Origin of the sequence: Ditibartonella apis, assembly GCF_001952075.1 — a bacterium.
Lineage (GTDB): Bacteria > Pseudomonadota > Alphaproteobacteria > Rhizobiales > Rhizobiaceae > Bartonella > Bartonella apis.
Map to the genome: position 1 here is coordinate 170107 of NZ_LXYU01000004.1, position 22573 is coordinate 192679.

A 22573-nucleotide genomic window follows, 5' to 3' on the forward strand; every position below is an offset into this window, starting at 1 on the left:
GCACAGGAATCAATATTGATTGGTGCTATAACGAGTCTCATATTATTCAACTTACGGCGCTTGATGCAGCGAGCAAAAACGGGATTGGTTGTAATTTGACAGATCCGCATGAAGAGATTCGCTTTAAAAAAAGCGAAATAAAAAGCCTCGACCAATTTCCGTCATCCCGAGACGGGAACGGGGTGAAAGTTGATACCCCGCGTCGGCGTAAAAGACTGCTAAGACATCTGTTCCATATAGTATTCTGGGCAATATTGATTGTCGTCATAGTGTTAGGAGTGTTGTTTTCGCTGTTGAAAGTGGGGATTAGCGGCGAATATCTCACGCGAAAAATGCAGGCGACATTATCCCAACAACTGGGAGATTACGCACGCGTAAAAATAAACGACGCACGACTTTCGCTGGATGAAGACTATCATCTTGCTCTCGAAACCCAGAACGTCATGTTGGACGATATTAAAGATGGCGTGAAAGTCGATCAAATCGGTGTCTTTCGTGTTGGCTTTTCTTCATGGGCTCTGCTTTTTGGAAAACTCCAGATTGCGCAGATCGAACTCCACGATGCGAATGTGTTATTACCTCAGTCGCAAGGGCCAGGCCTGCTAGACCAGCTACCAAAAGATGAATACGGACGGATTGATCCGGATGCGACAGCCAATATTTTATTTCCGGCTTTCGATACTAGCGCGGAAAAATTGCGCTCAATGTCGATCAACGTTCTTGTTTTGAAAAATATTTCGCTCCACATGCCGGGTGAAAATGGAACCATTCTTGGCATAAAAGATCTAGATTTGCGTATGCGCTGGAAAACGGCAACGCTCATATCCTCTTTAACCTGGAACGGCGAGAAAATCGGTGTCGAAGCCAACGCAAATTACGCCAATCGGCGTGCCAATGATATAACACTTAATGTAAAATCATTTCCGCTTCATTTGGGCGCGGCTGACGATGTTTCACCATTTTTGCCAAACGGTCATACAAATAACGGGCATTTCAGATTAAAAGGTAAAGCCAATTTCATTGTCGAGGCACACCGTAGCAATACAGACGATGAACCAATAGTACGTACCCAGCTTACGATGCCTGATGGCATTATGGATTTTGGCACAGAGCAGAATATACCGTCAAAAATTGACTTCAATTTGCTGCACACGCCTCACAGCAACAAGATCGAATTCGAGACTTCGCTTATTCAAATCGGCGGCTTGGTCATTCCTTTTAACGGAGCTCTAGGGTTAACACCGGTAGACCCGAAAATAGGTAGACCGGTTAATGATTATCGTTTTGAAATTGTTGCCCAACATGCGGTGAGTGCTTCGAATGAAGTGCCGGATGTAGCTCTCCGGTTCGAGATGAAACTAGCCGGCCAATATAACCTCGCCGATAAAAAAGCATTAATGGATGAAATCACCATCAACACGCCACATGGGAATCTGATGGGACAGGGAAGCTTGAAATTTGGTGCAGGGAGTCCGGAAACCATCTTCGTTCTTCATGTTCCGCAAATGGACGTTGCTGAGGCCAAGCAACTATGGCCGGTAAATATTTCCCCTGGCGCGAGAAGATGGGTTGCATCGCATATTTTTGGTGGACAATTAAAAAATGGTTCGATCGAAATTGCCTTGCCGCAAGGTTATTTCCAATCGGGAATTCCTGCAGGCACACTTTCCGGCAATGAAGTAAAAATACGAACGGATATCGTCAATACGCGTTCGGACCTTGTTGGAGAGTTGCCGGCTTTACGCGACGCATCGGGAAATGTTGCGATAGATGGCATGACAACCACCATAACGCTTGATAGTGGAGCGAGCTATCTTTCCAATGGACGCAAAGTAGAAGCAGTGGAAGGAACTTTGGTGATTCCGTGGGGCCCGCAAAGACCAGTTTTTGCCGATATGGATCTGGTTGCTCGCGGAGAGATAGATGCAGCCGGAGAAATGATCGGATATTCGCCGATAAATGCTCGCCATCGCTTACCTTTCAACACGGATAAGGCGCACGGGAATGTCGAGGCGGATATAAAACTTCGCTTTCCCGTCACCCACGACGAGCCGAAAGGAGAAATTACCTATAGTGCCCACGTTAATTTCAGCGATTTTTCTATGCCGGATCCAATTAAAAACAACATAGTGAGCAACGCTTCTGGTACTGCAGACGTTGATAAATCGGGAATTATCCTGCAAGCAAACGGTTTACTCAATGAGCTTCCAGCGCAGATAAAACTTGTTCAGCCATTCGAAAATTCCGATTTGCAAAAAAGCGAGAAAATCACTCTCAATCTCGATGACAGTATTCGCTCGAAACATTTTGCGTTTCTCAACAATTTTCTCACAGGTCCTGTAAATGTCGAGGTTGGTGAAGACAATAACGGTAAACGCCATTTCAACGCCGATTTAACCAATGCAGATCTCGAATTTTCGTGGGCAGGATGGAAAAAGGGTAAGGGCATGGCTGCCCATGCGCAATTCGATATGCCGTCCAATATAAAAGACAAACCTGATTATACGATCGAAAATTTTTCGTTATCAGGGCAAAATCTGGATGTGGCAGGGCAAATCCATATCAAGGATAAGCAACTATTCGGAGCAGAATTTACCAAAGCCAATTTAAGTCGAAACGATGATCTCACACTAAAAGTTATAAGTTCAGGAAAATCATACCATATAGAGGCATCCGGAAAGAGCTATGACGGGCGTGCGCTAATCCAGCAATTGGGTAAAACGCAAAATTCCAATTCAGGTGGAAAAACGGCTATTTCTGTGCATGCGTCGATCGCAAGCCTTGCAGGTTTTTATGGTGAAGAGCTTTCAAATGTAAATGCGACTTACGAAATAACCGAACAGAAAGCAGCACAATTTTCATTAAGCGGTACAACGCATAATCGTCAGTCCGTCAATGTCGAAACGCAAAAAATTTCAGGGCATCAAACTGTCACGGCGAGAAGTAATGATGCGGGCGCGCTGTTCCGCTTCATGAATTACTATGACAAAATCCGTGGAGGTGTTTTGAAAGCTGATTTAACTTCATCTTCCGGACAACCAATGTCAGGCCGTGTCAGTATTAGAAATTTTGAAGTGGTTGATGAACCCCGTTTGGCTGCAATTGTATCGTCACGCCCCAGAGGCGGTGGCAAAAGTTTGAATGAAGCCGTCAAAGGCAAAATCAATAGCTCCAGTATCGGCTTTGATCTTGCCTATGCTCATATTGCAAAAGGTGACAATTACCTTGTTCTTGATCGCGGTGTGTTGAGAGGGCCAACGGTAGGGGCAACCTTTCAAGGGGTTCTTTATGATGTGTCCGGAAATATGTCGATTACCGGCACCTTCATGCCTGCATATGGTCTGAACCGCCTGTTTGGAGATCTGCCAATTATCGGGCAGGTATTAGGAAATGGCCGCGATAGGGGATTGATAGGAATTACTTTTAAAATTGAAGGTAAGGCGAAGCACCCGCAAGTAATGGTCAATCCGATTTCCGTTATCGCTCCAGGCATTTTCAGGTCGATATTCGAATTCCAATAAACCTGAAAAGAATGGAATTTTTCAATAATTTTCAGTGCGTTTCGATGACTGACCAAATAGGCAGTAGTGTTTTTGACGCGACTTTTATCGTCCTAGTTTACTTATTTAACGACGTGTGAATCAGGCGTTCGCTGTCGCGTCGATTTCAAAATGGAACCAATTTGTATTTCTCTTTATTTAAAGGCGGCGAAAACGGGCGAGTGTGATGAAGCACTGGTGAAAATGAAAGTCATAATGCTTTTTAAGCATGTTACCGGCAACGGAAACGTTGTTGTCGGTAAGAAATCGGGAAATAAGCCTTAAGGCGGAATTAGCCGCGCGACTTCATTAGGATTTGCGTTCCCAAACAGTAAAACAGTTACATTGGCTTGACGAGAACATGCTTCTTTTTACCGAAAGACAATTTGACAACACCATCGGCGTTGACATCATTTTCGGTGATTAAGCGCTTTTCATCCTCTACCAGCACGTCGTTCACACGTACGCCACCACCTTGTACGTGACGCCGCGCTTCGCCGTTTGATTTGGCAAAACCTGCTTTCACCAAGAGAGTGAGCAAACCAATTCCATCTTTAAGCTCGGTTGCCGGAACTTCTATTTTGGGAAGATCGTGACTGACTTCGCCTTCTTCGAATGTTTTACGTGCAGTTTCTGCAGCTTTTTCAGCAGCATCGCGTCCGTGAAGCATGGCGGTTACTTCTGTCGCCAATATCTTTTTCACATCATTGATTTCGGATCCCTGGAGAGCTGAAAGCCGTTTTATTTCATCCATAGGCAAAGTTGTATAAAGTTTTAAAAAACGCGAAACATCGGCATCTTCCGTATTGCGCCAATATTGCCAAAAATCATATGGAGAAAGCATGTCGGCATTCAGCCATAGAGCGCCATTAAGAGATTTTCCCATTTTGGCGCCTGATGCTGTGGTCAATAAAGGTGAAGTCAAAGCAAAAAGTTGGGGGGCATCCATCCGGTGGCCAAGATCAATGCCGTTTACAATATTTCCCCATTGGTCAGAACCGCCCATTTGCATCCGTAGACCATATCGTTTATTGAGCTCGACAAAATCATAGGCTTGCAAGATCATATAATTGAATTCGAGAAACGACAGAGAATGCTCTCTATCCATCCGCAGTTTCACTGATTCAAAGGACAACATCTTGTTGACCGAAAAAAAGCGCCCAACATCACGCAGAAATTCGATATAGTTCAAATCTCTAAGCCAATCGGCGTTGTTCACCATAATTGCATCTGTGGCACCATCACCGAATTTGATATAGTTTGAAAACACTTTTTTAATACCGGCGATATTAGAGTCGATTTTGTCGACTGTGAGCAGTTTACGTGCCTCATCTTTAAACGAAGGGTCGCCGATCATACCTGTACCGCCGCCCATAAGGGCTATCGGACGGTGTCCGGTTTGTTGCAACCAATGAAGCATCATAATCTGGATCAAACTGCCTGCATGAAGGCTTGCTGCAGTCGGGTCAAACCCGATATAACCGGTTACAACTTCCTTTGAAAGGAGATCGTCCAGCCCCTTTTCGTCGGACATTTGGTGGATAAAGCCACGTTCGCTCATCACATTTAGGAAATCGGATTTAAAACCGGCCATCAAACTTTTCCCTGAAAATTCCTGCTTGGAAAGCAATATTCAACTGTTTTGTGGGCTTTATCATAGAATATATGTGATTCACAAGGAAACATCTTACGGGAAGCAAGTAATGGGTGCGATAAAAACGGCAATCGGCCTGATGAGTGGTACGTCAATGGATGGAATTGATGCGGCTGTGCTCAAAAGTGACGGGCAGAACGAGATCGAAATTGTCGGTCATTTATCCCATGCTTATCCTGCGGTTTTTCGAAGCAAATTGAAACAGTCACTTGATAAAGTAGCCGGAGTGACCAAACGGGCAGATCTTCCGGAAACTGTTTTGAGTCTGGAACGTGAACTCACACTTGAACATGCAGCCATTGTTGATCAATTGTTAAAAAAATATGCAATCTCGCCTTCCAAAGTTGATCTCATCGGTTTTCATGGACAAACTATTCTTCATAGACCGGATATCGGATTGACGATCCAATTAGGCGACGGGCCGTTACTCGCCAGAAAATGCGGAATCGATGTGGTTTTTGACTTAAGATCAAATGATATGAAGCACGGGGGCGGGGGCGCTCCGCTGGTGCCGGTCTATCATCAGGCATTGGCGCAAAAATTAAAGGATAAACTTGATTTTCCTGTTGCGTTTATCAATATCGGTGGAATTTCCAACCTGACTTTTGTCGGAAAAGATAATGAACTTTATGCTTTTGATTGTGGTCCGGGTAACGGTTTGATCGACCAGTGGATGTTTTTTAAAACCGGAAGCCCGATGGATCGCAATGGCGAAGCCGGTCTAAGTGGAACTGTTGATTACAAGATTGTCAATAGCTACGCAAGTCATCCCTTTTTTAGCGGTAAAAAGCCTGGTTCACTTGATTGGCGGAGTTTCAAGCCTTTGGTGAATGATGCCATTTCTGTCGAAGATGGGGCGGCCTCGCTGAGCTTCATAACAGCCTATGGGATAGTAAATTCTTTCAGGCATTTACCGATGTTGCCAAAGACACTTATCGTTTCCGGAGGAGGCGTTCATAACGGCGCAATTATGAAGACTTTGAAGGAACTTACGCAAAAAAACGGAATCATCACATTATCAGCCCGTTCACTTGGGCTTTGCTCGGATTTCCTGGAAGCAGAGGCGTGGGCCTATCTTGCAATAAGATCAATCTATAACTTGCCTATCACCTTTCCGACAACGACAGGTTGCGATCGACCACGATCAGGCGGTGAGTTGGCACGCCATCCGGTTCAAGCATGACAATATATGTGAGACAATGGGGCTATGTTAAAAAGCGTTTTGGCAGTCGTGGACGTAGTTCTTTAAATTGTGTGCTAGATATTGTTTGCCAGGCTTTTTGGAAAACGCATTGGAGATGTATTGATAAGAGGAACTTGTGATTGAACCTGACGTCTCACAACATTTAAAGCCGCACTATCATTTTAAGGACAGAATATTGCAGACGAAAAAAGGCTTTTGTCGGAATTTTGCAAAAGCCTTTTTAGCTCACAATTTCATATTAAAAGAGACGGTTTAAGATCGCCTACAACTTGAAAATTTATCTCAAACGCTTCATGCGCGGTTCGGCCAATTCGCCATTAAGACGCCGATCAAGATAGTTGGCGCAATCATCAATAAGCTCGTCGACCTGACCGGAAAAAAAGTGGTTTGCACCCTCAAGAATCTGTTGTGTGATTGTAATTCCCTTTTGTGTTTTAAGCTTGTCTACAAGACCTTGCACGTCTTTTGCCGGAGCAACACGATCGGCATCGCCGTGAATGATCAGCCCCGAAGAAGGACAAGGCGCAAGAAAAGAAAAATCGTACAGATTAGGCTGAGGGGCAACCGAGATGAATCCTTCGATTTCAGGGCGTCGCATCAAAAGCTGCATGCCGATCCATGCGCCGAAAGAGTAACCCGCTACCCAACAATTTTTTGAATCAGGGTGTAGCGCCTGTACCCAATCCAGTGCGGCTGCCGCATCGGATAACTCGCCAGCACCATGATCGAATTCACCTTGACTGCGCCCGATACTGCGGAAGTTGAAACGCAATGTTGTAAAGCCGCGTTGTTGGAACATATAAAAAAGATCGTAAACGATTTTGTTATTCATCGTCCCGCCAAATTGCGGGTGGGGGTGGAGAATAATGGCTATAGGAGCATTTTTTTCCGGCGAGGGTTGATAACGGCCTTCAAGGCGACCCGCAGGACCATTGAAAATGACTTCAGGCATCAAGTACTCCTTACTATATCAGTTTGAACGTTCCATTTTTTGCAGAAATGGATATTGGCAAATTCAAACTGTTTCGATTGTTTGAATGTATCTTGGCTTTAGATAGTCTGTAATGGGTGCACTTTTCAAGGAAATTGCGCTATGGATGCGTTTGAAATAATTAAAAATTACGAGGCTTCATATGTCATCTTCAAGATGCTATCTCGATTATAATGCTACGACACCTTTGTCAGACGCAGCACGCGACGCCCTTGTAAGCGCCCTTGATGTTTATGGTAATCCTTCGTCTGTCCATCAGGAAGGGCGTGCCGCAAAAGCCTTGCTTGAAAAAGCACGGCGTCAGGTTGCCCACCGTCTTCATACCGAGCCGGATCACGTTGTGTTTACTTCCGGTGCAACAGAAGCAGCAATGACACTCCTTACACCCGATTACAAGATGGGCCGTTCGGATGTTCATTTTTCAAAAGTTTATATTGGCGCAACCGAACACCCGTGCATTGGCAAGGGTGGGCGTTTTGGAAAAGACCAACAGGTAATTATCGGTGTTGATGAAAATGGCATCGTCAATTTAGACGAGCTTCAAAGCAAACTTTCCAATCACAATAAATCGGAAGGTCTGCCGATGGTTGCTATTCAGGCAGCTAATGGCGAAACAGGTGTTATCCAGCCGGTGAGAAAAATAGCAGATATTGTCAAACAAGCTGGTGGCGTTCTTGTTGTCGACATCGTTCAATATATAGGCAAACTTCCTGTTGATGTTGCAAGTTTCGGGGGGGATTTTTTTATCGTTGCAGCGCACAAAATTGGTGGGCCAAAGGGTATCGGTGCCTTTATTGCCACAGGAAGCGCCCTTATGCCACAAGCTCTGATATTGGGTGGAGGGCAGGAAAAGGGATTCCGTTCCGGTACAGAGTCGATTCCGCTTATTGCGGCTTTTGGGGTAGCGATGGAACAAAAACCGACTACTCAGGATTTGGATCATTCGAAAGCGCTTCAAATGCGTCTGGAACATGGGTTGCATCAATTGAGTAACAATCTTGTTATCTTCGGAGAAAAATCACCGCGTTTACCGAACACAACCTATTTTGCTGTCGACGGGTTAAAGGCGGAAACGTTGCAAATCGGCTTCGACCTTGCAGGATTTGCGGTTTCGGCCGGATCGGCCTGTTCATCGGGAAAAGTAAAACAAAGTGGCGTTCTGTCTGCAATGGGCTGTCATGTACCGGATGGAGCAATTCGCGTTTCCACGGGTAAACACACAAGCTTGAAAAACATCGACGATTTTCTTTCGGCTTTTGAAAAAATTATCCGGAATTCGAAAAATTGAAAAACAGCACTTGAAATCCTCTTTAGAACTGTTTTAAACAAAGTCAAATAAGCTTGACTAGATTTATCATGTTTTTCATTGAAGTCCGGCGACTGAAACCCTAAATCAGGTTATGCTTATTTTGGTATAATCGTAACTGCCGGTTTTTGACCCGGCCAGGAGGGAGACGCCCATGCCTGCAGCGCAGGAAACTATAAGTCAGGTCCGTGAAATTGACGTTGACCAGTATAAATATGGCTTTGAAACCAAAATCGAGGCGGATAAGGCCCCGCTAGGGCTTAATGATGATATTATCCGTTTGATCTCGGCAAAAAAGCAAGAGCCGGAATGGATGTTGGAATTGCGGCTCAAAGCATTCCATCATTGGCTGACAATGGAAGAGCCCCACTGGGCAAGGCTGGAAATCCCTAAAATAGATTTTCAGGCTATTTCATATTATTCGGCACCTAAAAGTCAAAATGCTCCCAAGTCGCTCGACGAAGTTGATCCTGCATTGCTCAACACCTACGAGAAGCTCGGGATTCCGTTAAAAGAACAAGAAATTCTCGCAGGTGTACGTAAGCAGGCAGAACCATCGAAATTGGACGATAATGTATATGCATCCGGTCGCGTTGCGGTCGATGCAGTGTTCGATTCGGTTTCTGTGGTCACTACATTCAAGAAAGAATTGATCCGTTCAGGTGTTATATTCTGCTCAATATCCGAAGCGATACGTGAGCATCCTGATCTGATAAAACAATATCTCGGCTCGGTGGTTCCTGCCGGAGACAACTTTTATGCGGCGCTTAATGCGGCAGTTTTTACTGATGGGTCATTTATTTACGTTCCTAAAGGCGTTCGTTGTCCAATGGAGCTGTCGACTTATTTCCGTATTAACGAACGCAATACCGGACAGTTCGAACGTACATTAATTATCGCCGATGAAGGAGCCTACGTATCCTATCTTGAAGGTTGTACAGCACCGCAACGCGACGAGAACCAGCTGCATGCGGCGGTTGTCGAACTCATTGCCCAGAAAGATGCGGAAATAAAATATTCAACCGTTCAGAACTGGTATCCGGGTGATAAAGACGGCAAAGGCGGAATTTTCAATTTTGTTACCAAACGCGGTGATTGTCGCGGCGACAATTCAAAAATCTCCTGGACACAGGTTGAAACCGGCTCGGCGATAACCTGGAAATATCCTTCATGCCTGTTGCGTGGGGATAATACACGCGGTGAATTCTATTCCATTGCAGTTTCCAATGGACACCAGCAGATCGATTCAGGCACAAAAATGATCCATCTTGGAAAAAACACATCAAGCCGTGTTATTTCCAAAGGTATTTCAGCCGGATTTTCCAATAATACTTATCGTGGACAAATCTCGGCCCATCGCAAAGCCACCAATGCCCGTAACTTCACCCAATGTGACAGCCTGTTGATTGGCAATAATTGTGGTGCCCACACAGCTCCTTACATTGAAGCGAAAAACGCGACGGCAAAATTCGAGCACGAGGCTACTACATCGAAGATTTCCGAAGATCAATTGTTCTACGTTATGCAGCGGGGCATTCCGGAAGAAGAAGCGATTGCTCTTATTGTAAATGGCTTTGTCAAAGAAGTTATTCAGGAATTACCGATGGAATTTGCTGTTGAAGCACAAAAGCTTATCGGTATCAGTCTTGAAGGTAGTGTCGGCTAACTGAAACTGTTGTTTTTGTTGGGGGCCTTATCAGTGTCCGCAAAATAGGATTTAAAAATGTTAGAAATTAAAAATCTTCATGCACGTATAGCCGAAACCAAGACCGAAATTCTGCATGGTCTGGATTTGACAATCCACGATGGCGAAGTTGCAGCAATTATGGGACCGAACGGTTCTGGTAAATCAACGCTTTCATATATCCTTGCCGGCCGCGATGATTATGAGGTGACGGACGGAGAAGTTATCTTTAACGGCAAGTCGCTTCTTGATATGGATCCGGCAGAACGCGCGGCAACCGGTGTGTTTCTGGCTTTCCAATATCCGATGGAGATACCTGGCGTTGCGACAATGGAATTTTTAAAAGTCGCAATGAATTGCCAGAGAAAAGCGCGCGGCGAAGAAGAATTGAAAGTACCCGAATTCTTGAAAAAAGTAAAAGCGGGCGTTACCGAGCTTGAGATGGATATGAGCATGCTCAAGCGTCCTCTCAATGTCGGTTTTTCCGGTGGTGAAAAGAAGCGCGCAGAAATACTTCAGATGCTATTGCTGGAACCGAAGCTCTGTATTCTTGACGAAACAGATTCAGGCCTTGATATTGATGCGTTAAAAATCGTGGCAAACGGTGTCAATGCTTTGCGCTCTCCGGACCGTTCGTTCATGGTCATCACCCACTATCAAAGACTTCTGGACTATATTGTACCGGATACTGTGCACGTCCTCTATAAAGGTAAAATCGTTAAGACTGGCGATAAGACATTAGCTATGCAGCTTGAACAAACGGGTTATGCCGACATTATCGACAAGGCAGAAGCGGAGGAAGAACATGAGTGAAACCTCCAAAGTCGATAAAAAACCGGAAATGACCGCTGCAGAACAGGCAATAGTCGATATCTTTGGTCAAAAACTGGGTGATTTTCCTGGAAATAGCGAGGTTATGTCAACGCGGGATAGCGTGATAGAACAGTTCAAACGCGTGGGCATTCCTTCCAGAAAACGTGAATATTGGCATTACACCGATTTGCGTACCTTGTTGAAGACAATCCCGAACTTCAGTGATGAAGGTGACGGATTATCTCGCGACCCGCTTTTGCCAAAGGATTCTGTATTTGCGATTTTTAACGGCAAAACACTCGCTGCTCCTGAAGTTGATTCAGTCACTGTTAAACGCGTGGCCGACGAACTTGCTAACGAGCATTTCACGCTGAAGCCGGATATTTCCGACGATGATTTTGTCGGTCAGGTTAATACCGCTTTTGTTAGTGATGGCTGGCTTCTCGAAGTAGCTGACGGCGCAAAAATTCCTGATCCGATTGAATTGCAAATGATCAATCCGGGTGGTCAGGCTCATGCCTATTCCCAAATCAAAGTAGGAAATAATAGCTCCGTTACTTTCATTGAACGACAATTGGGTGGCGAAAAATCCACATTTGTAACTTCCGTGCAAGACCTCAAAATAGGCGAGGGTGCAGATGTAACCTGGATTATCATTCGTGATCGGGGTTTCGATGCAACGCAGTTTTCCAAGTTTCTTGCAAATCTCGACAAGAAAGCAAAACTGACCCTTTACATCGTGAATGTGGCAAGTGAGTTGAACCGGCAGGAAATAGACATCGAGATGCCGGGCGAGGGAGGAAACTTCCAATTGAGGACGATCAATCTCCTTGCAGGGGCTAGCCATAGCGACGTTACAATGTTTGTTCGTCACATTGGCGAAGATACTGTTTCGACCGAAATTGTCCGCAATGTTGTTACTGACAGCGCAAGAGGCGCGTTTCAGGGGATGATCAAGGTTTCCAGAGAAGCTCAGAAAACCGATGCCCGGATGACGTGCAACAGTCTTATTTTGTCAAATGACGCAGAATTCGATTCGAAACCCGAACTTGAAATTTTTGCCGATGATGTTGCTTGCGGACACGGCTCAACTGTTGCAGAGATCGATCACGAACAACTTTTTTATCTGATGGCACGCGGTATTGAAGAATCTGTCGCTCGCGGCTTGCTGGTAAAGGCTTTTGTCTCCCAGTTGATTGATGACGTGGAAAACGATCAAATGAAGGACATCATTGTTGCCCTCATCAATCAATGGTTGGAAAAGCACCTTTAAGAAGGAATAATGATGACAGACCAAACGTCTTCGTCTTTCGATATCGATCAAATACGGCGTGATTTTCCGATTCTTGATCAGAAAATTTACGGTAAACGCTTGGCCTATCTTGATAATGCTGCTTCGGCCCAGAAGCCGAGGCAGGTGCTCGAGGCTATGGACGAGGTCTATCGGACAAGCTACGCCAATGTTCATCGCGGCCTTCATTTTTTGTCGAACACTGCGACCGAACTTTATGAAAAAGCCAGAGAAAGCGTTCGTAAATTCATAAACGCTTCATCGCATGACGAAATTGTCTTTACCAAAAACGCGACTGAAGCAATTAATACTGTGGCATATGGATATGGAATGCCGCGTTTTTCGGAAGGTGACGAAATTGTTTTGACGATTATGGAACATCATTCCAATATCGTTCCCTGGCATTTTATACGCGAAGTCAAGGGCGTAAAACTTGTTTTTGTGCCGGTTGACGACGATGGAGTTCTCCATTTGGAGGATTTCGAAAAGGCATTGACTGAAAAGACGAAACTTGTAGCAGTCACCCATATGTCTAACACCCTCGGCACAGTACCACCGGTCAAAGAGATGATAAGGGCCGCTCATGAGCGGAATATTCCGGTTTTGATCGACGGGGCGCAAGGGTCCGTTCATTTGACCGTTGATGTTCAAGATCTTGATTGCGACTGGTATGTGATGACAGGCCACAAGCTGTATGGGCCGACAGGTATCGGCATTCTTTACGGCAAAAAAGATCGATTGCAAGAAATGCACCCGTTTCAGGGCGGCGGCGAAATGATTGAAGACGTGAGCGTTGACAAGATCACGTATAACGAACCGCCTCATCGCTTTGAAGCAGGAACGCCGCCTATTGTTCAGGCTATCGGACTGGGTGTTGCTCTCGACTATATTATGTCGAAAGATCGTAAAGCTCTTGAGGCTCACGAGAAAGCATTGACGGCCTATGCTCATGAACGGCTCGGGGCGATCAATTCGTTGCGTATTTTCGGGCGTGCTCCTGATAAAGGCGGCATCATCTCGTTCCAACTCGAGGGAATTCATCCCCACGATGTCTCAATGTATATTGACCGTCAGGGAGTAGCAGTGCGAGCAGGAACGCATTGTGCCCAACCGCTCCTTAATCGCTTTCATGTCACATCGACCTGTCGTGCATCTTTTGCAATGTATAATGATCGCGATGATGTCGATCAGCTTGCCGAAGCGTTGGAAAAGGCAAGGAGGTTTTTTAATGAGTGATCCCGACAACAAAATTCATGCTGCAGAGCCGGTAGGCGATTGGGGCGATAATGTTGCTACGACAAACACTTCAACGATTCCTCCTGCTGAACTTGATCGCATGACAGACGATATTATCAATGCCTTGAAGACAGTTTTCGACCCCGAAATTCCAGCCGATATTTACGAGCTGGGGCTGGTGTACAAGATTGATATCGAGGACGATCGCACCGTAAAAATAGATATGACATTGACTGCACCGGGATGTCCTGTCGCAGGTGATATGCCGAGCTGGGTTGAAAATGCAGTAGGCGCGGTGGAGGGCGTTTCACACGTTGAGGTTAATATGACATTTGATCCACCTTGGACACCGGATCGAATGTCCGAAGAAGCACAGATTGCACTTGGTTGGTATTAACACTTCCGACTTGATAAATAATTGTCGCCAAATGAATATAGGCGAAATTTTGTCAATGATTATTTGTTCCTGTTATCTGATGGGTAATAAGGTGGCTCTTTTATTGTCAAATTCGAAGGAGTGGGGGCGGGTAAACGAAAGTTCAAAAAACCGACGTTCATCTGGCTAAATTGTTTTGATATAGGTCAATGCAAGTCAAGTAATGATGGTATCTGGGTGGAAGTGGCGGATTTTTTGTCTGATCATCCGGCATGGATTTTTTGTTCGAGCGAAATGCGCGGCCTTTCATTGTTTTGAAAATAACGTTTTTTCTGCATTATCAAGCTTTGTCATCCGGTGCTTTGCGCACGGAAATATTTTTGCCGAATGTATAACCGGTTTCAATAGATTTATCTCCGAATTTGGCACGAAGTTTATCCATCGCGGTTTCGGCTATAGCTCGTTTGTGCTGAAATGGGTCTAGAAGATCATTATTTTGTAAACGAGAAGCCTTCGATAATTGCTGGACACCTATACCGAGTAGCCGGAATTTCGTTCCATCAAGTTCCTTCTGTAACAATCGCAACCCTACCCGAAAAATTCGGTCAGCAGTCTGTGTTGGGTCGTCAAGGCTTTGGTTGCGCGTTCGCGTTTTGAAATCTTTGGTCTTTAACTTCAAAACAACGGTTTGCCCGGCAATTTCACTGGTCTTCAGTCGTGCTGAAACTTTTTCAGACAACATGCGTAAAACCGGTATCAGGTCTTCCGCATTTGATAAATCGCTCATGAAGGTCGTTTCAGACGATATGCTCTTCATTTCACGTTCGGGTTGAACAGAGCGATTATCTTTCCCGCGTGACAACCGATAAAGACGCTGGCCCATTTGCCCATAACGTTTGATTAGGAGCGCTTCGTCCAATTGTTGAAGTTCACCCACTGAGGTAATTCCGTCACGGGATAATTTTTGCGCTAATGCTGTACCGACACCCCATATTTTCGTTACAGGTTGTTTTGCAAGAAACGCGAGTGCTTCATGTTCTCCGATAATTGAAAAACCACGCGGTTTATCAAGATCGGAAGCAATTTTGGCCAAGAACTTGCAATATGACAAACCGATAGAAACAGTAACACCAATTTCTTGCTCGATACGCTTTCCAAAGCGTGCGAGTATATATGAAGCCGGCGCTTTATGGAGCTTTTCAGTACCACGCATATCCAGAAATGCCTCGTCAATTGAAATAGGTTCAACCAATGGGGTTAATTCGAACATAAGCTGGCGGATTTCCCGCCCTATGCGGGCATATTTTGTAATATCGGGAGGAATGACTATTGCGTCTGGGCAAAGTTCCAGGGCCTTGAACATCGGCATTGCCGAGTGTACACCTGAAATTCTCGCAATATAACAGGCGGTAGAAACCACCCCGCGTTTGCTACCTCCGACAATAACAGGTTTATTGCGTAGCTCCGGATGGTCGCGCTTTTCAACGGAAGCGTAAAATGCGTCGCAATCAATATGTGCCAATGTAAGAGAATAAAGTTCCGGATGATAGATAAGACGCGGCGAACCACATTTTTCGCAACGTTTGTTGAACTTGTGCTGAATGGATAAACAATCCCGACAAAAACCAAATTCTGGTTGATTAAACGGGCTTATAGCCATACAGGTTGTTCTCCGCCAGGAAGAAAGTTGACAGCTTCCCCGATTGATTGTGGTGGGTAGCCTGACTGTTCCGAGAAAGACATGAGTGTCGGTTCATGTGCCAATATGAATTGCAATACGCCGGCAAGGAAACCTTTCGAGGCTGCTGCCGTACGAATATCGGAAGCATTTATCCCTGTGATATTTAAAAAACGTGGCATAAGCTCGGGATCGTTCGCGATAAACAATAATGCGGATACCGCCAATTCTTCAGCTTCTTCACGATTGGTTATCAGTTTTTTCATATCATTTAGCCAAGTAGTAACCATAACAAGTTTACTCTTATAGTTACAAAGCTGGAAGAGCGGAGATTGTAGGATGTCAAAAAAAGTTATGATCGTGGAAGATAACGAACTCAATATGAAATTGTTCCACGATCTTGTCGAAGCCTGTGGCTATGAAACGGTTGAAACCCGCAGCGGTTTGGCTGCATTGGATCTGGCTCGACAAAACAAACCCGGCCTTATTTTAATGGATATCCAATTACCAGAGGTTTCCGGAATTGACGTCATCAAACAATTGAAAGCGGATGATGAATTGAAATCTATACCGGTCGTTGCAGTTACTGCCTTTGCTATGAAGGGCGACGAGGAAAGAATCAGAGCTAGTGGATGTGAAGATTATATGTCGAAGCCGATATCGGTTGTTAATTTCATGGCTATGGTCAAACGATTTCTCGGGTGAGATACACTCATAAAGACTTTTGAATTCGATGAATTACAAAAATAAAAAAGCCCCGCAAAAACGGGGCTTTTTGTAAAATAACATAGGAATCAACGTTTCGAGAACTGGAAAGAACGACGGGCTTTTGCCTTACCGTATTTCTTACGTTCAACAACGCGGCTATCACGTGTGAGGAAGCCGCCTTTTTTCAGTACCGAACGGAGACCAGGTTCGAAATAGGTCAAAGCCTTGGAAATACCGTGACGAACAGCACCGGCTTGACCAGAAAGACCACCACCGGCAACCGATGCAATAATGTCGAACTGACCATCGCGATTTGCAGCAAGAATTGGCTGACGCAAAATCATTTGCAAAACAGGGCGTGCAAAATATTTGTCAAAATCTTTACCGTTAACGACAATTTTGCCGCTACCCGGTTTTATCCAAACGCGTGCAATAGCGTCTTTACGTTTACCTGTAGCATAGGAACGTCCTTGAGCGTCAAGCTTACGTTCATGAACAGGAGCTTCCGGTGCTGCAGGAGCTACAACCGTTTCGGTTGCCGCACCAAGCTCGGAAAAAGAACTAATCTCGGCCATAATTAAGCAATCCTTTTATTTTTACGGTTGAGAGCGCCAACATTGATAATTTCAGGTTGCTGGGCTTCATGAGGATGTTTGGTTCCAGCATAGACACGCAAATTTTTCATCTGCCGACGGCCAAGAGGACCACGCGGAATCATGCGTTCAACAGCTTTCTCAATAACTCGTTCAGGAAAACGTCCTTCAAGGATTTGACGAGCCGTACGTTCTTTGACGCTGCCGATATATCCGGTATGCCAGTAATATTTTTTGTTATGAAGTTTTTTGCCAGTCAAAACGACTTTGTCGGCATTGATTACGATAACATTATCACCATCATCAACGTGTGGTGTATAAGTTGGTTTGTGTTTACCGCGTAACCGGTTGGCTACCAATGTGGCAAGACGACCTAAAACAAGGTTCTCTGCGTCAATAATGACCCATTTCTTGGCCACTTCAGCGGGCTTTTGTGAAAAAGTTGCCATTGAAGCTTTCCTTTTTAAAATCCCATGTTGAACAAGGGCGTTTTTTGTTGCTTAGTGTTGTGATAAGTTGACCACAACAAATGTGCCATCCATGACACGTGCGAGCTTCTTATAAGCTTAGTGCAATTACGTCAATCAAAAAAAATTACATTAATCGAAAAATAAGCCAATATTTCCAATATTTTGCGATAGAGGTATTATCGTACCACATAGTATTGATATGGCGTTGGCAAAGGATATTATCCCGATATTAGTGAGAATATTGCCGGTGCGCTGTCTGACAGCGAGAAGGTTTTTATTGCTGAGTTATATATATCGTTGAACTAGCCGTTAAAAACATCAGATATCCATCGAACATATTTGCTGACTTTAGCAGGTTGACAGGTGGCAAAGTTCAAATGAATGGGGTGCACCGAATGCGCACATGAGTTCATAAGTTTCAGTCGGATATATTTAGTCGCATTTAGCGAAGCATTTATTGACAAAGCATTGTTGGAAAACTTGAACAAATATATTAAAAAAATAAATCAATATGCTGTAATTAAAGGTAAATCTAAAAAGTTCTTGGGCCCGCAATAGTTGGAGACAGTCAAAGGGTGTGATCAAAACGAAATCTGAAAATAAGCAATTAACCGCCCAACATCGGACTAATCGATAACCAGATATGCGTATTTTCGCCTTGAGCAATGTCCAAAACAGCTATTATCAATGATAAATTGCAATACTTGCGGGGGAAAAGGGGAATGACCATACGAGCAGTTAGAGGAACAACCACAAAGTCTAGCGAAAACGTTTCCCGTTAAAAACGTTGAACGACGGTTGGGCGGGAGAATGAATTGAAGGACATCAACTCTCTACAGTGGATTGGGAATTCTACGTAGATCACATACCTCCACCTTCGGTTTTTACCTTTTCAAGCTATGATTTTCATGTATGGCGTGCATTTATCAAATTCGATAAAGGCAGTTCATTCTGATGCATGTATTGCATTTGATACGAAACTAAAAGCAGGTAAATCAATTTCAATAAAACGATTGAACATTCCCGATCTTAGCAATTCACTTGGTGTTTAGCCATCGCATGACTTTGTTTGTAGAAAACAGGCTTGCGCGTTCGGTTATATAGGTCGAAACGCTGTCGATAAAATCCAACCAAGCACATTATATTGGTTAAAAAATCCGGCTTAAGCGGTTTTGAGAGGAAATATGAGCGATTTTTATTCTGAATGTTCCAGATCAGACAGACTGCAAATGTCGGAGTAAATAAATATCCGGACGAGTTTAATTGCGGGATAAAAATAGTGACAATTCAGGGATTAGAGAAATTGTTTTCTTGTGCCTCTACGCAGGTTCTTCTAGCTTCTTTGTAACAAAGATATTTCAAGATGCTTTATGGAGAAGCAAATGACAAAAGTAAAACCGGGAATAGAAACACTGGCAGTCCATGCGGGAACCGCTCCTGATCCGACAACGGGCGCGAGGATCACACCCATTTATCAGACCACAGCCTATGTGTTCAAGGATGCCGATCAGGCAGCAAACCGCTTTGCCTTGACTGAACCCGGAAATATTTATGGGCGTATTACAAACCCGACACAAGCGGTATTGGAAGAAAAAGTAGCAGCACTGGAAGGCGGTACGGCTGCCTTGGCAACCGCATCCGGTCATGCTGCAGAATTTCTTACATTTCATACGCTTATGGAACCCGGAGAAAATTTCGTTGCCGGACGGCAGCTTTATGGTGGATCGATCAACCAATTCTCGAATGCATTCAAGTCGTTCAACTGGCAAGTCCGTTGGGCTGACAGCGAAGAACCCGAGACGTTCGAGAAGCAAATCGACGACAAGACGCGCGCTATCTATATTGAAAGTTTTGCCAATCCGGGTGGAATTGTGGTGGATATCGAAGCAATTGCGAAAATTGCTCACGCTCATGGTGTGCCGCTCATCGTCGACAATACGCTTGCAACGCCTTACCTACTGCGCCCGATCGAGCATGGAGCCGATATTGTTATCCATTCGCTAACAAAATTTATTGGTGGTCATGGTAATTCTATGGGTGGTCTTCTTGTCGATGGCGGAACTTTTGATTGGGGAAAATCAGGGCACTATAAAAAATTGACCGAACCACGTCCCGATTATGCCGGACTCGTGATCTACGAAGCTACGGGGAATGCCGCTTTTGCAACGGCTGCGCGTGTTTTGGGTATGCGTGATTTTGGACCAACCATTTCGCCATTTAATGCATTTTTAATTTTGACAGGTGCCGAAACTTTGCCGCTGCGTATGCAAAAACATAGTGATAATGCTTTAGCTGTGGCACAATATCTAGAGAAGCAGAAAAAGGTTTCATGGGTAAACTATGCCGGTTTGCCAAGCAATAAATATCATAAGCTTCAGCAACATTACGCGCAAAAAGGTGCAGGTTCTGTTTTCACTTTCGGCGTCAAAGGCGGATATGAGGCCGGTGTGAAATTTGCTTCTTCACTAAAATTGTTCTCGCTTTTGGCAAATATTGGAGACACGAGATCGCTTGTTATCCATCCGGCTTCGACCACTCATCGCCAATTGACCGACAGTCAAAAAATTGCTGCCGGTGCCGGTCCTGACGTTGTTCGTTTGTCTATCGGTATAGAAGACGTGAAGGACATTGTTGGCGATATAGAACAGGCATTGGATAAAATTTGACAGTAAAGATAGTATCGTAAAAAGGGGTAAGGCCTTCAGAGGTGAAAAACACTTCTGAAGGTTTTTATTTATGTTGCTACGCGGACGTCTCTGAAAATTAAAGGAAATTTGAATTTGTGCGTCGCTTTGAAGGGCTTTTTGTTGTATCAGATCAATCATGATAGAGACCGAACAGAATTTTTTAGGTGTAGCCCGATCTGCAATCGGACGGAGATGGATTGCAAGCCTTGATCGGGAAGGGGTCAATGATGCTCTCACTATGTCGCAAAAATTCGGCATAGCAGAGCCTCTGGCACGCGTTCTAGCAGCGCGTTCGGTTCCAGAAGAAGAAGTTTTGAATTATCTAGACCCGACTTTGAAGGCATTGACACCTGATCCGGTGACTTTTGTAGACATGGAAAAAGCAACAGAGCGGATTGTCCAAGCTATTGACCACAAAGAAAAAGTTGCGATTTTCGGTGACTATGATGTCGATGGTGCATGTTCTTCAGCTATTCTCTATCGATTTTTGACTTTTTTTGGTCTCAACGTGGATATCTACATACCTGACCGCATCGTTGAAGGTTATGGACCCAATCCGCAAGCTATGAAAATGTTGGCTGATAACGGTGCAAGTTTGATCGTCACTGTGGATTGTGGAGCAAATAGCGCAGAGGCTATAAAAGCAGCACGGGAGAAAGGTGTTGATGTGGTTGTACTCGACCATCACCAGATGGGGGAAGTCCATAAGGAAGCCTATGCACTCGTTAATCCGAATCGTCCGGACGACCGTTCGGGACAGGGAAATCTCTGTGCGGCCGGTCTTGTTTTTATAACAGTAGCATGGACGTTAAAAAAAATCAGACAGCAAAGAAAGCATCGCGATCTTCCGGATATTCTATGTTATCTTGATCTTGTAGCGCTTGCGACAGTTTGTGATGTTGTGCCGCTTGTCGGTGTGAACAGGGCTTTCGTTACAAAGGGGTTAAAAGTTGCGCGTATGATGTCCAATCCCGGTATTGTAGCGCTTTCAAGAGTTGCCAGAATTGGCGAACCACTCAATGTGTTTCATCTCGGTTTTTTACTCGGACCGCGTATAAACGCAGGAGGCAGAATTGGTGATCAGGCGCTTGGAGCGCGCCTGTTGACTACAAAAACCGAGGACGAGGCCAATGCTATCGCGGAAGAGCTCAATACTCTCAATCAGGAGAGACAAGCTATCGAAGCAAAGCAACTTTTGGAAGCAGAAAGCGATCTGCAATCATTAAAACTTGACGAAAGTCCAAGTGTGATCGTTGTTTCACACGAGGGGTGGCACCCCGGTATTGTTGGAATTCTTGCAGCCAGATTGAAAGAAAAATTCAGGTGCCCGGCTTTTGCAATAGCAATCAAAGCAGATGGCAGCGCGACAGGATCGGGGCGCTCGATAGCCGGAGTTAATCTCGGTGAGCTGGTGCGGGAAGCTGTTGAATTGAACCTGCTTGAAAAAGGCGGGGGACATGCTATGGCAGCAGGCGTTACAATTTTAAAGAGCAAAATAGATGAATTCCGGAAATGGCTTGGGCAGAAATTGTCTGCCAAAGTAAATGATTTGCACGCCCATGAAACATTGTCGATAGATGGACTGTTATCGGCTTCGGGAGCTACCAAAGAGCTTTATGAAATGATTGAAAAAGCTGGACCCTTCGGTTCCGGAAATCCGCTGCCAATATTTGTATTACCGTCGCACCGTCTGTCAGATGTCAGAGAAGTGGGCAGCGGACATTTATTGATGTCACTATCAAATATTGAAGGAAAAAAATTAAAAGCCATAGCATTTCGTGCGGTAGATACGGATCTCGGGAACTTTTTGATAGCACATCTTGGAAAAAACATTCATATTGCGGGTAATCTGAACCTTAATTATTGGAACGGTCAGGCGTCACCCCAATTGAGGGTGATTGACGCAGCCGAGCCTGAATAAGGAAAAATTTATCGGGATATGTTCCAACGCGAAAACTGTTCACTTGTCCGGAAATGAGGACTCCAAGATGTGGTTCTCGATAATTTTACATCATCGCAGTATTATTACGAATAAATATACGTAAAATCATGTGAGAAAGAGAATAAGCAATACAATTATACAATTTGAAAAATAGGTAAATTAAAAAAATAATATTTAAATTATTTATAATATTATAAATATTATTAAAAGTATGAATTTTATAGCAACAGTATTATATTTTAAAAAATCTCTGACGAACGGTTATGCGTAAACCTTTCATGTTTTACTGTCATAATTTCAAGTTCAGGTAACAATCAATATTTTTAAATGAGCATTGGATCGAGACAAATCTATCTCATTCACAAAACTAAATGTGTATCCAACAGTTTGATATTGGGAAC

General features: G+C 44.4%; 17 protein-coding genes. 11 read left to right on the top strand and 6 right to left on the bottom strand.

The features are described 5' to 3' along the window. Nucleotides 1-182 precede the first annotated feature (182 nt). The gene (locus PEB0122_RS09900) at nt 183-3521 is read left to right on the top strand and encodes a YhdP family protein (RefSeq protein ID WP_143238835.1); all 3339 of its coding nucleotides are present in this window, start codon (nt 183-185) and stop codon (nt 3519-3521) included. Nucleotides 3522-3879: 358 nt separating this feature from the next. Here the strand turns inward: PEB0122_RS09900 and tyrS are convergent, their stop codons facing one another. Then, entirely contained in the window at nt 3880-5133 is a 1254-nt protein-coding gene (tyrS, locus tag PEB0122_RS09905) for a tyrosine--tRNA ligase (RefSeq protein WP_075917041.1), read from the bottom strand. A 109-nt stretch (nt 5134-5242) separates the two neighbouring features. On the opposite strand from tyrS, the gene PEB0122_RS09910 reads away from it, so the two are divergent. Continuing rightward, nucleotides 5243-6376, top strand: a complete 1134-nt coding sequence (locus PEB0122_RS09910; RefSeq protein ID WP_075917043.1) for an anhydro-N-acetylmuramic acid kinase — start codon at nt 5243-5245, stop codon at nt 6374-6376. Nucleotides 6377-6674: 298 nt separating this feature from the next. Here PEB0122_RS09910 and PEB0122_RS09915 read toward each other — a convergent pair whose 3' ends face one another. Continuing rightward, nucleotides 6675-7349 carry an alpha/beta hydrolase gene (locus PEB0122_RS09915; protein ID WP_075914413.1) on the bottom strand — a complete coding sequence of 225 codons (675 nt, stop codon included), beginning with the start codon at nt 7347-7349 and terminating at the stop codon, nt 6675-6677. Nucleotides 7350-7530: 181 nt separating this feature from the next. Between PEB0122_RS09915 and PEB0122_RS09920 the strand changes: the two genes are divergently transcribed. The 6 genes from PEB0122_RS09920 to PEB0122_RS09945 all read left to right on the top strand — a co-directional run bounded on the left by PEB0122_RS09920 (nt 7531) and on the right by PEB0122_RS09945 (nt 14115). Then, entirely contained in the window at nt 7531-8676 is a 1146-nt protein-coding gene (locus PEB0122_RS09920) for a cysteine desulfurase family protein (RefSeq protein ID WP_075917045.1), read from the top strand. A gap of 172 nt (nt 8677-8848) precedes the next feature. After that, nucleotides 8849-10360: a Fe-S cluster assembly protein SufB gene (gene sufB, locus PEB0122_RS09925; RefSeq protein ID WP_075870727.1), complete on the top strand. Its 1512-nt coding sequence runs from the start codon at nt 8849-8851 to the stop codon at nt 10358-10360. A gap of 57 nt (nt 10361-10417) precedes the next feature. After that, nucleotides 10418-11191: a Fe-S cluster assembly ATPase SufC gene (sufC, locus tag PEB0122_RS09930; RefSeq protein WP_075870726.1), complete on the top strand. Its 774-nt coding sequence runs from the start codon at nt 10418-10420 to the stop codon at nt 11189-11191. Beyond that, a complete protein-coding gene (sufD, locus tag PEB0122_RS09935; RefSeq protein WP_075870725.1) occupies nt 11184-12464 on the top strand; it encodes a Fe-S cluster assembly protein SufD in 1281 nt (426 codons plus the stop codon). The genes sufC and sufD overlap by 8 nt, the downstream gene beginning before the upstream one ends. Before the next feature lie 9 nt (nt 12465-12473). After that, nucleotides 12474-13718: a cysteine desulfurase gene (locus PEB0122_RS09940; RefSeq protein WP_075917047.1), complete on the top strand. Its 1245-nt coding sequence runs from the start codon at nt 12474-12476 to the stop codon at nt 13716-13718. Further along, entirely contained in the window at nt 13711-14115 is a 405-nt protein-coding gene (locus PEB0122_RS09945) for an SUF system Fe-S cluster assembly protein (protein ID WP_075917049.1), read from the top strand. Before PEB0122_RS09940 ends, PEB0122_RS09945 begins: the two co-directional genes overlap by 8 nt. A gap of 319 nt (nt 14116-14434) precedes the next feature. Here PEB0122_RS09945 and PEB0122_RS09950 read toward each other — a convergent pair whose 3' ends face one another. Continuing rightward, the gene (locus tag PEB0122_RS09950; protein WP_075917051.1) at nt 14435-15754 is read right to left on the bottom strand and encodes a DNA polymerase IV; all 1320 of its coding nucleotides are present in this window, start codon (nt 15752-15754) and stop codon (nt 14435-14437) included. Further along, the gene (locus tag PEB0122_RS09955) at nt 15745-16038 is read right to left on the bottom strand and encodes a DUF3572 domain-containing protein (RefSeq protein WP_075914419.1); all 294 of its coding nucleotides are present in this window, start codon (nt 16036-16038) and stop codon (nt 15745-15747) included. The genes PEB0122_RS09950 and PEB0122_RS09955 overlap by 10 nt, the downstream gene beginning before the upstream one ends. A gap of 73 nt (nt 16039-16111) precedes the next feature. On the opposite strand from PEB0122_RS09955, the gene PEB0122_RS09960 reads away from it, so the two are divergent. After that, nucleotides 16112-16477 (top strand): response regulator, encoded by a 366-nt coding sequence (locus PEB0122_RS09960; RefSeq protein WP_075870720.1) that lies wholly within the window; start codon nt 16112-16114, stop codon nt 16475-16477. Nucleotides 16478-16566: 89 nt separating this feature from the next. Here the strand turns inward: PEB0122_RS09960 and rpsI are convergent, their stop codons facing one another. Together rpsI and rplM are read right to left on the bottom strand one after the other, a co-directional pair. Beyond that, complete coding sequence (rpsI, locus tag PEB0122_RS09965) at nt 16567-17055, bottom strand: 30S ribosomal protein S9 (protein ID WP_075870719.1); 489 nt, start codon at nt 17053-17055, stop codon at nt 16567-16569. Nucleotides 17056-17057: 2 nt separating this feature from the next. Further along, nucleotides 17058-17522 (bottom strand): 50S ribosomal protein L13, encoded by a 465-nt coding sequence (gene rplM, locus PEB0122_RS09970; protein WP_075870718.1) that lies wholly within the window; start codon nt 17520-17522, stop codon nt 17058-17060. A gap of 1403 nt (nt 17523-18925) precedes the next feature. Here rplM and PEB0122_RS09975 point away from each other — a divergent pair. Beyond that, nucleotides 18926-20209 carry an O-acetylhomoserine aminocarboxypropyltransferase gene (locus PEB0122_RS09975; protein WP_075917218.1) on the top strand — a complete coding sequence of 428 codons (1284 nt, stop codon included), beginning with the start codon at nt 18926-18928 and terminating at the stop codon, nt 20207-20209. A 160-nt stretch (nt 20210-20369) separates the two neighbouring features. Continuing rightward, entirely contained in the window at nt 20370-22151 is a 1782-nt protein-coding gene (gene recJ, locus PEB0122_RS09980; protein WP_075917219.1) for a single-stranded-DNA-specific exonuclease RecJ, read from the top strand. Nucleotides 22152-22573: the final 422 nt, after the last annotated feature.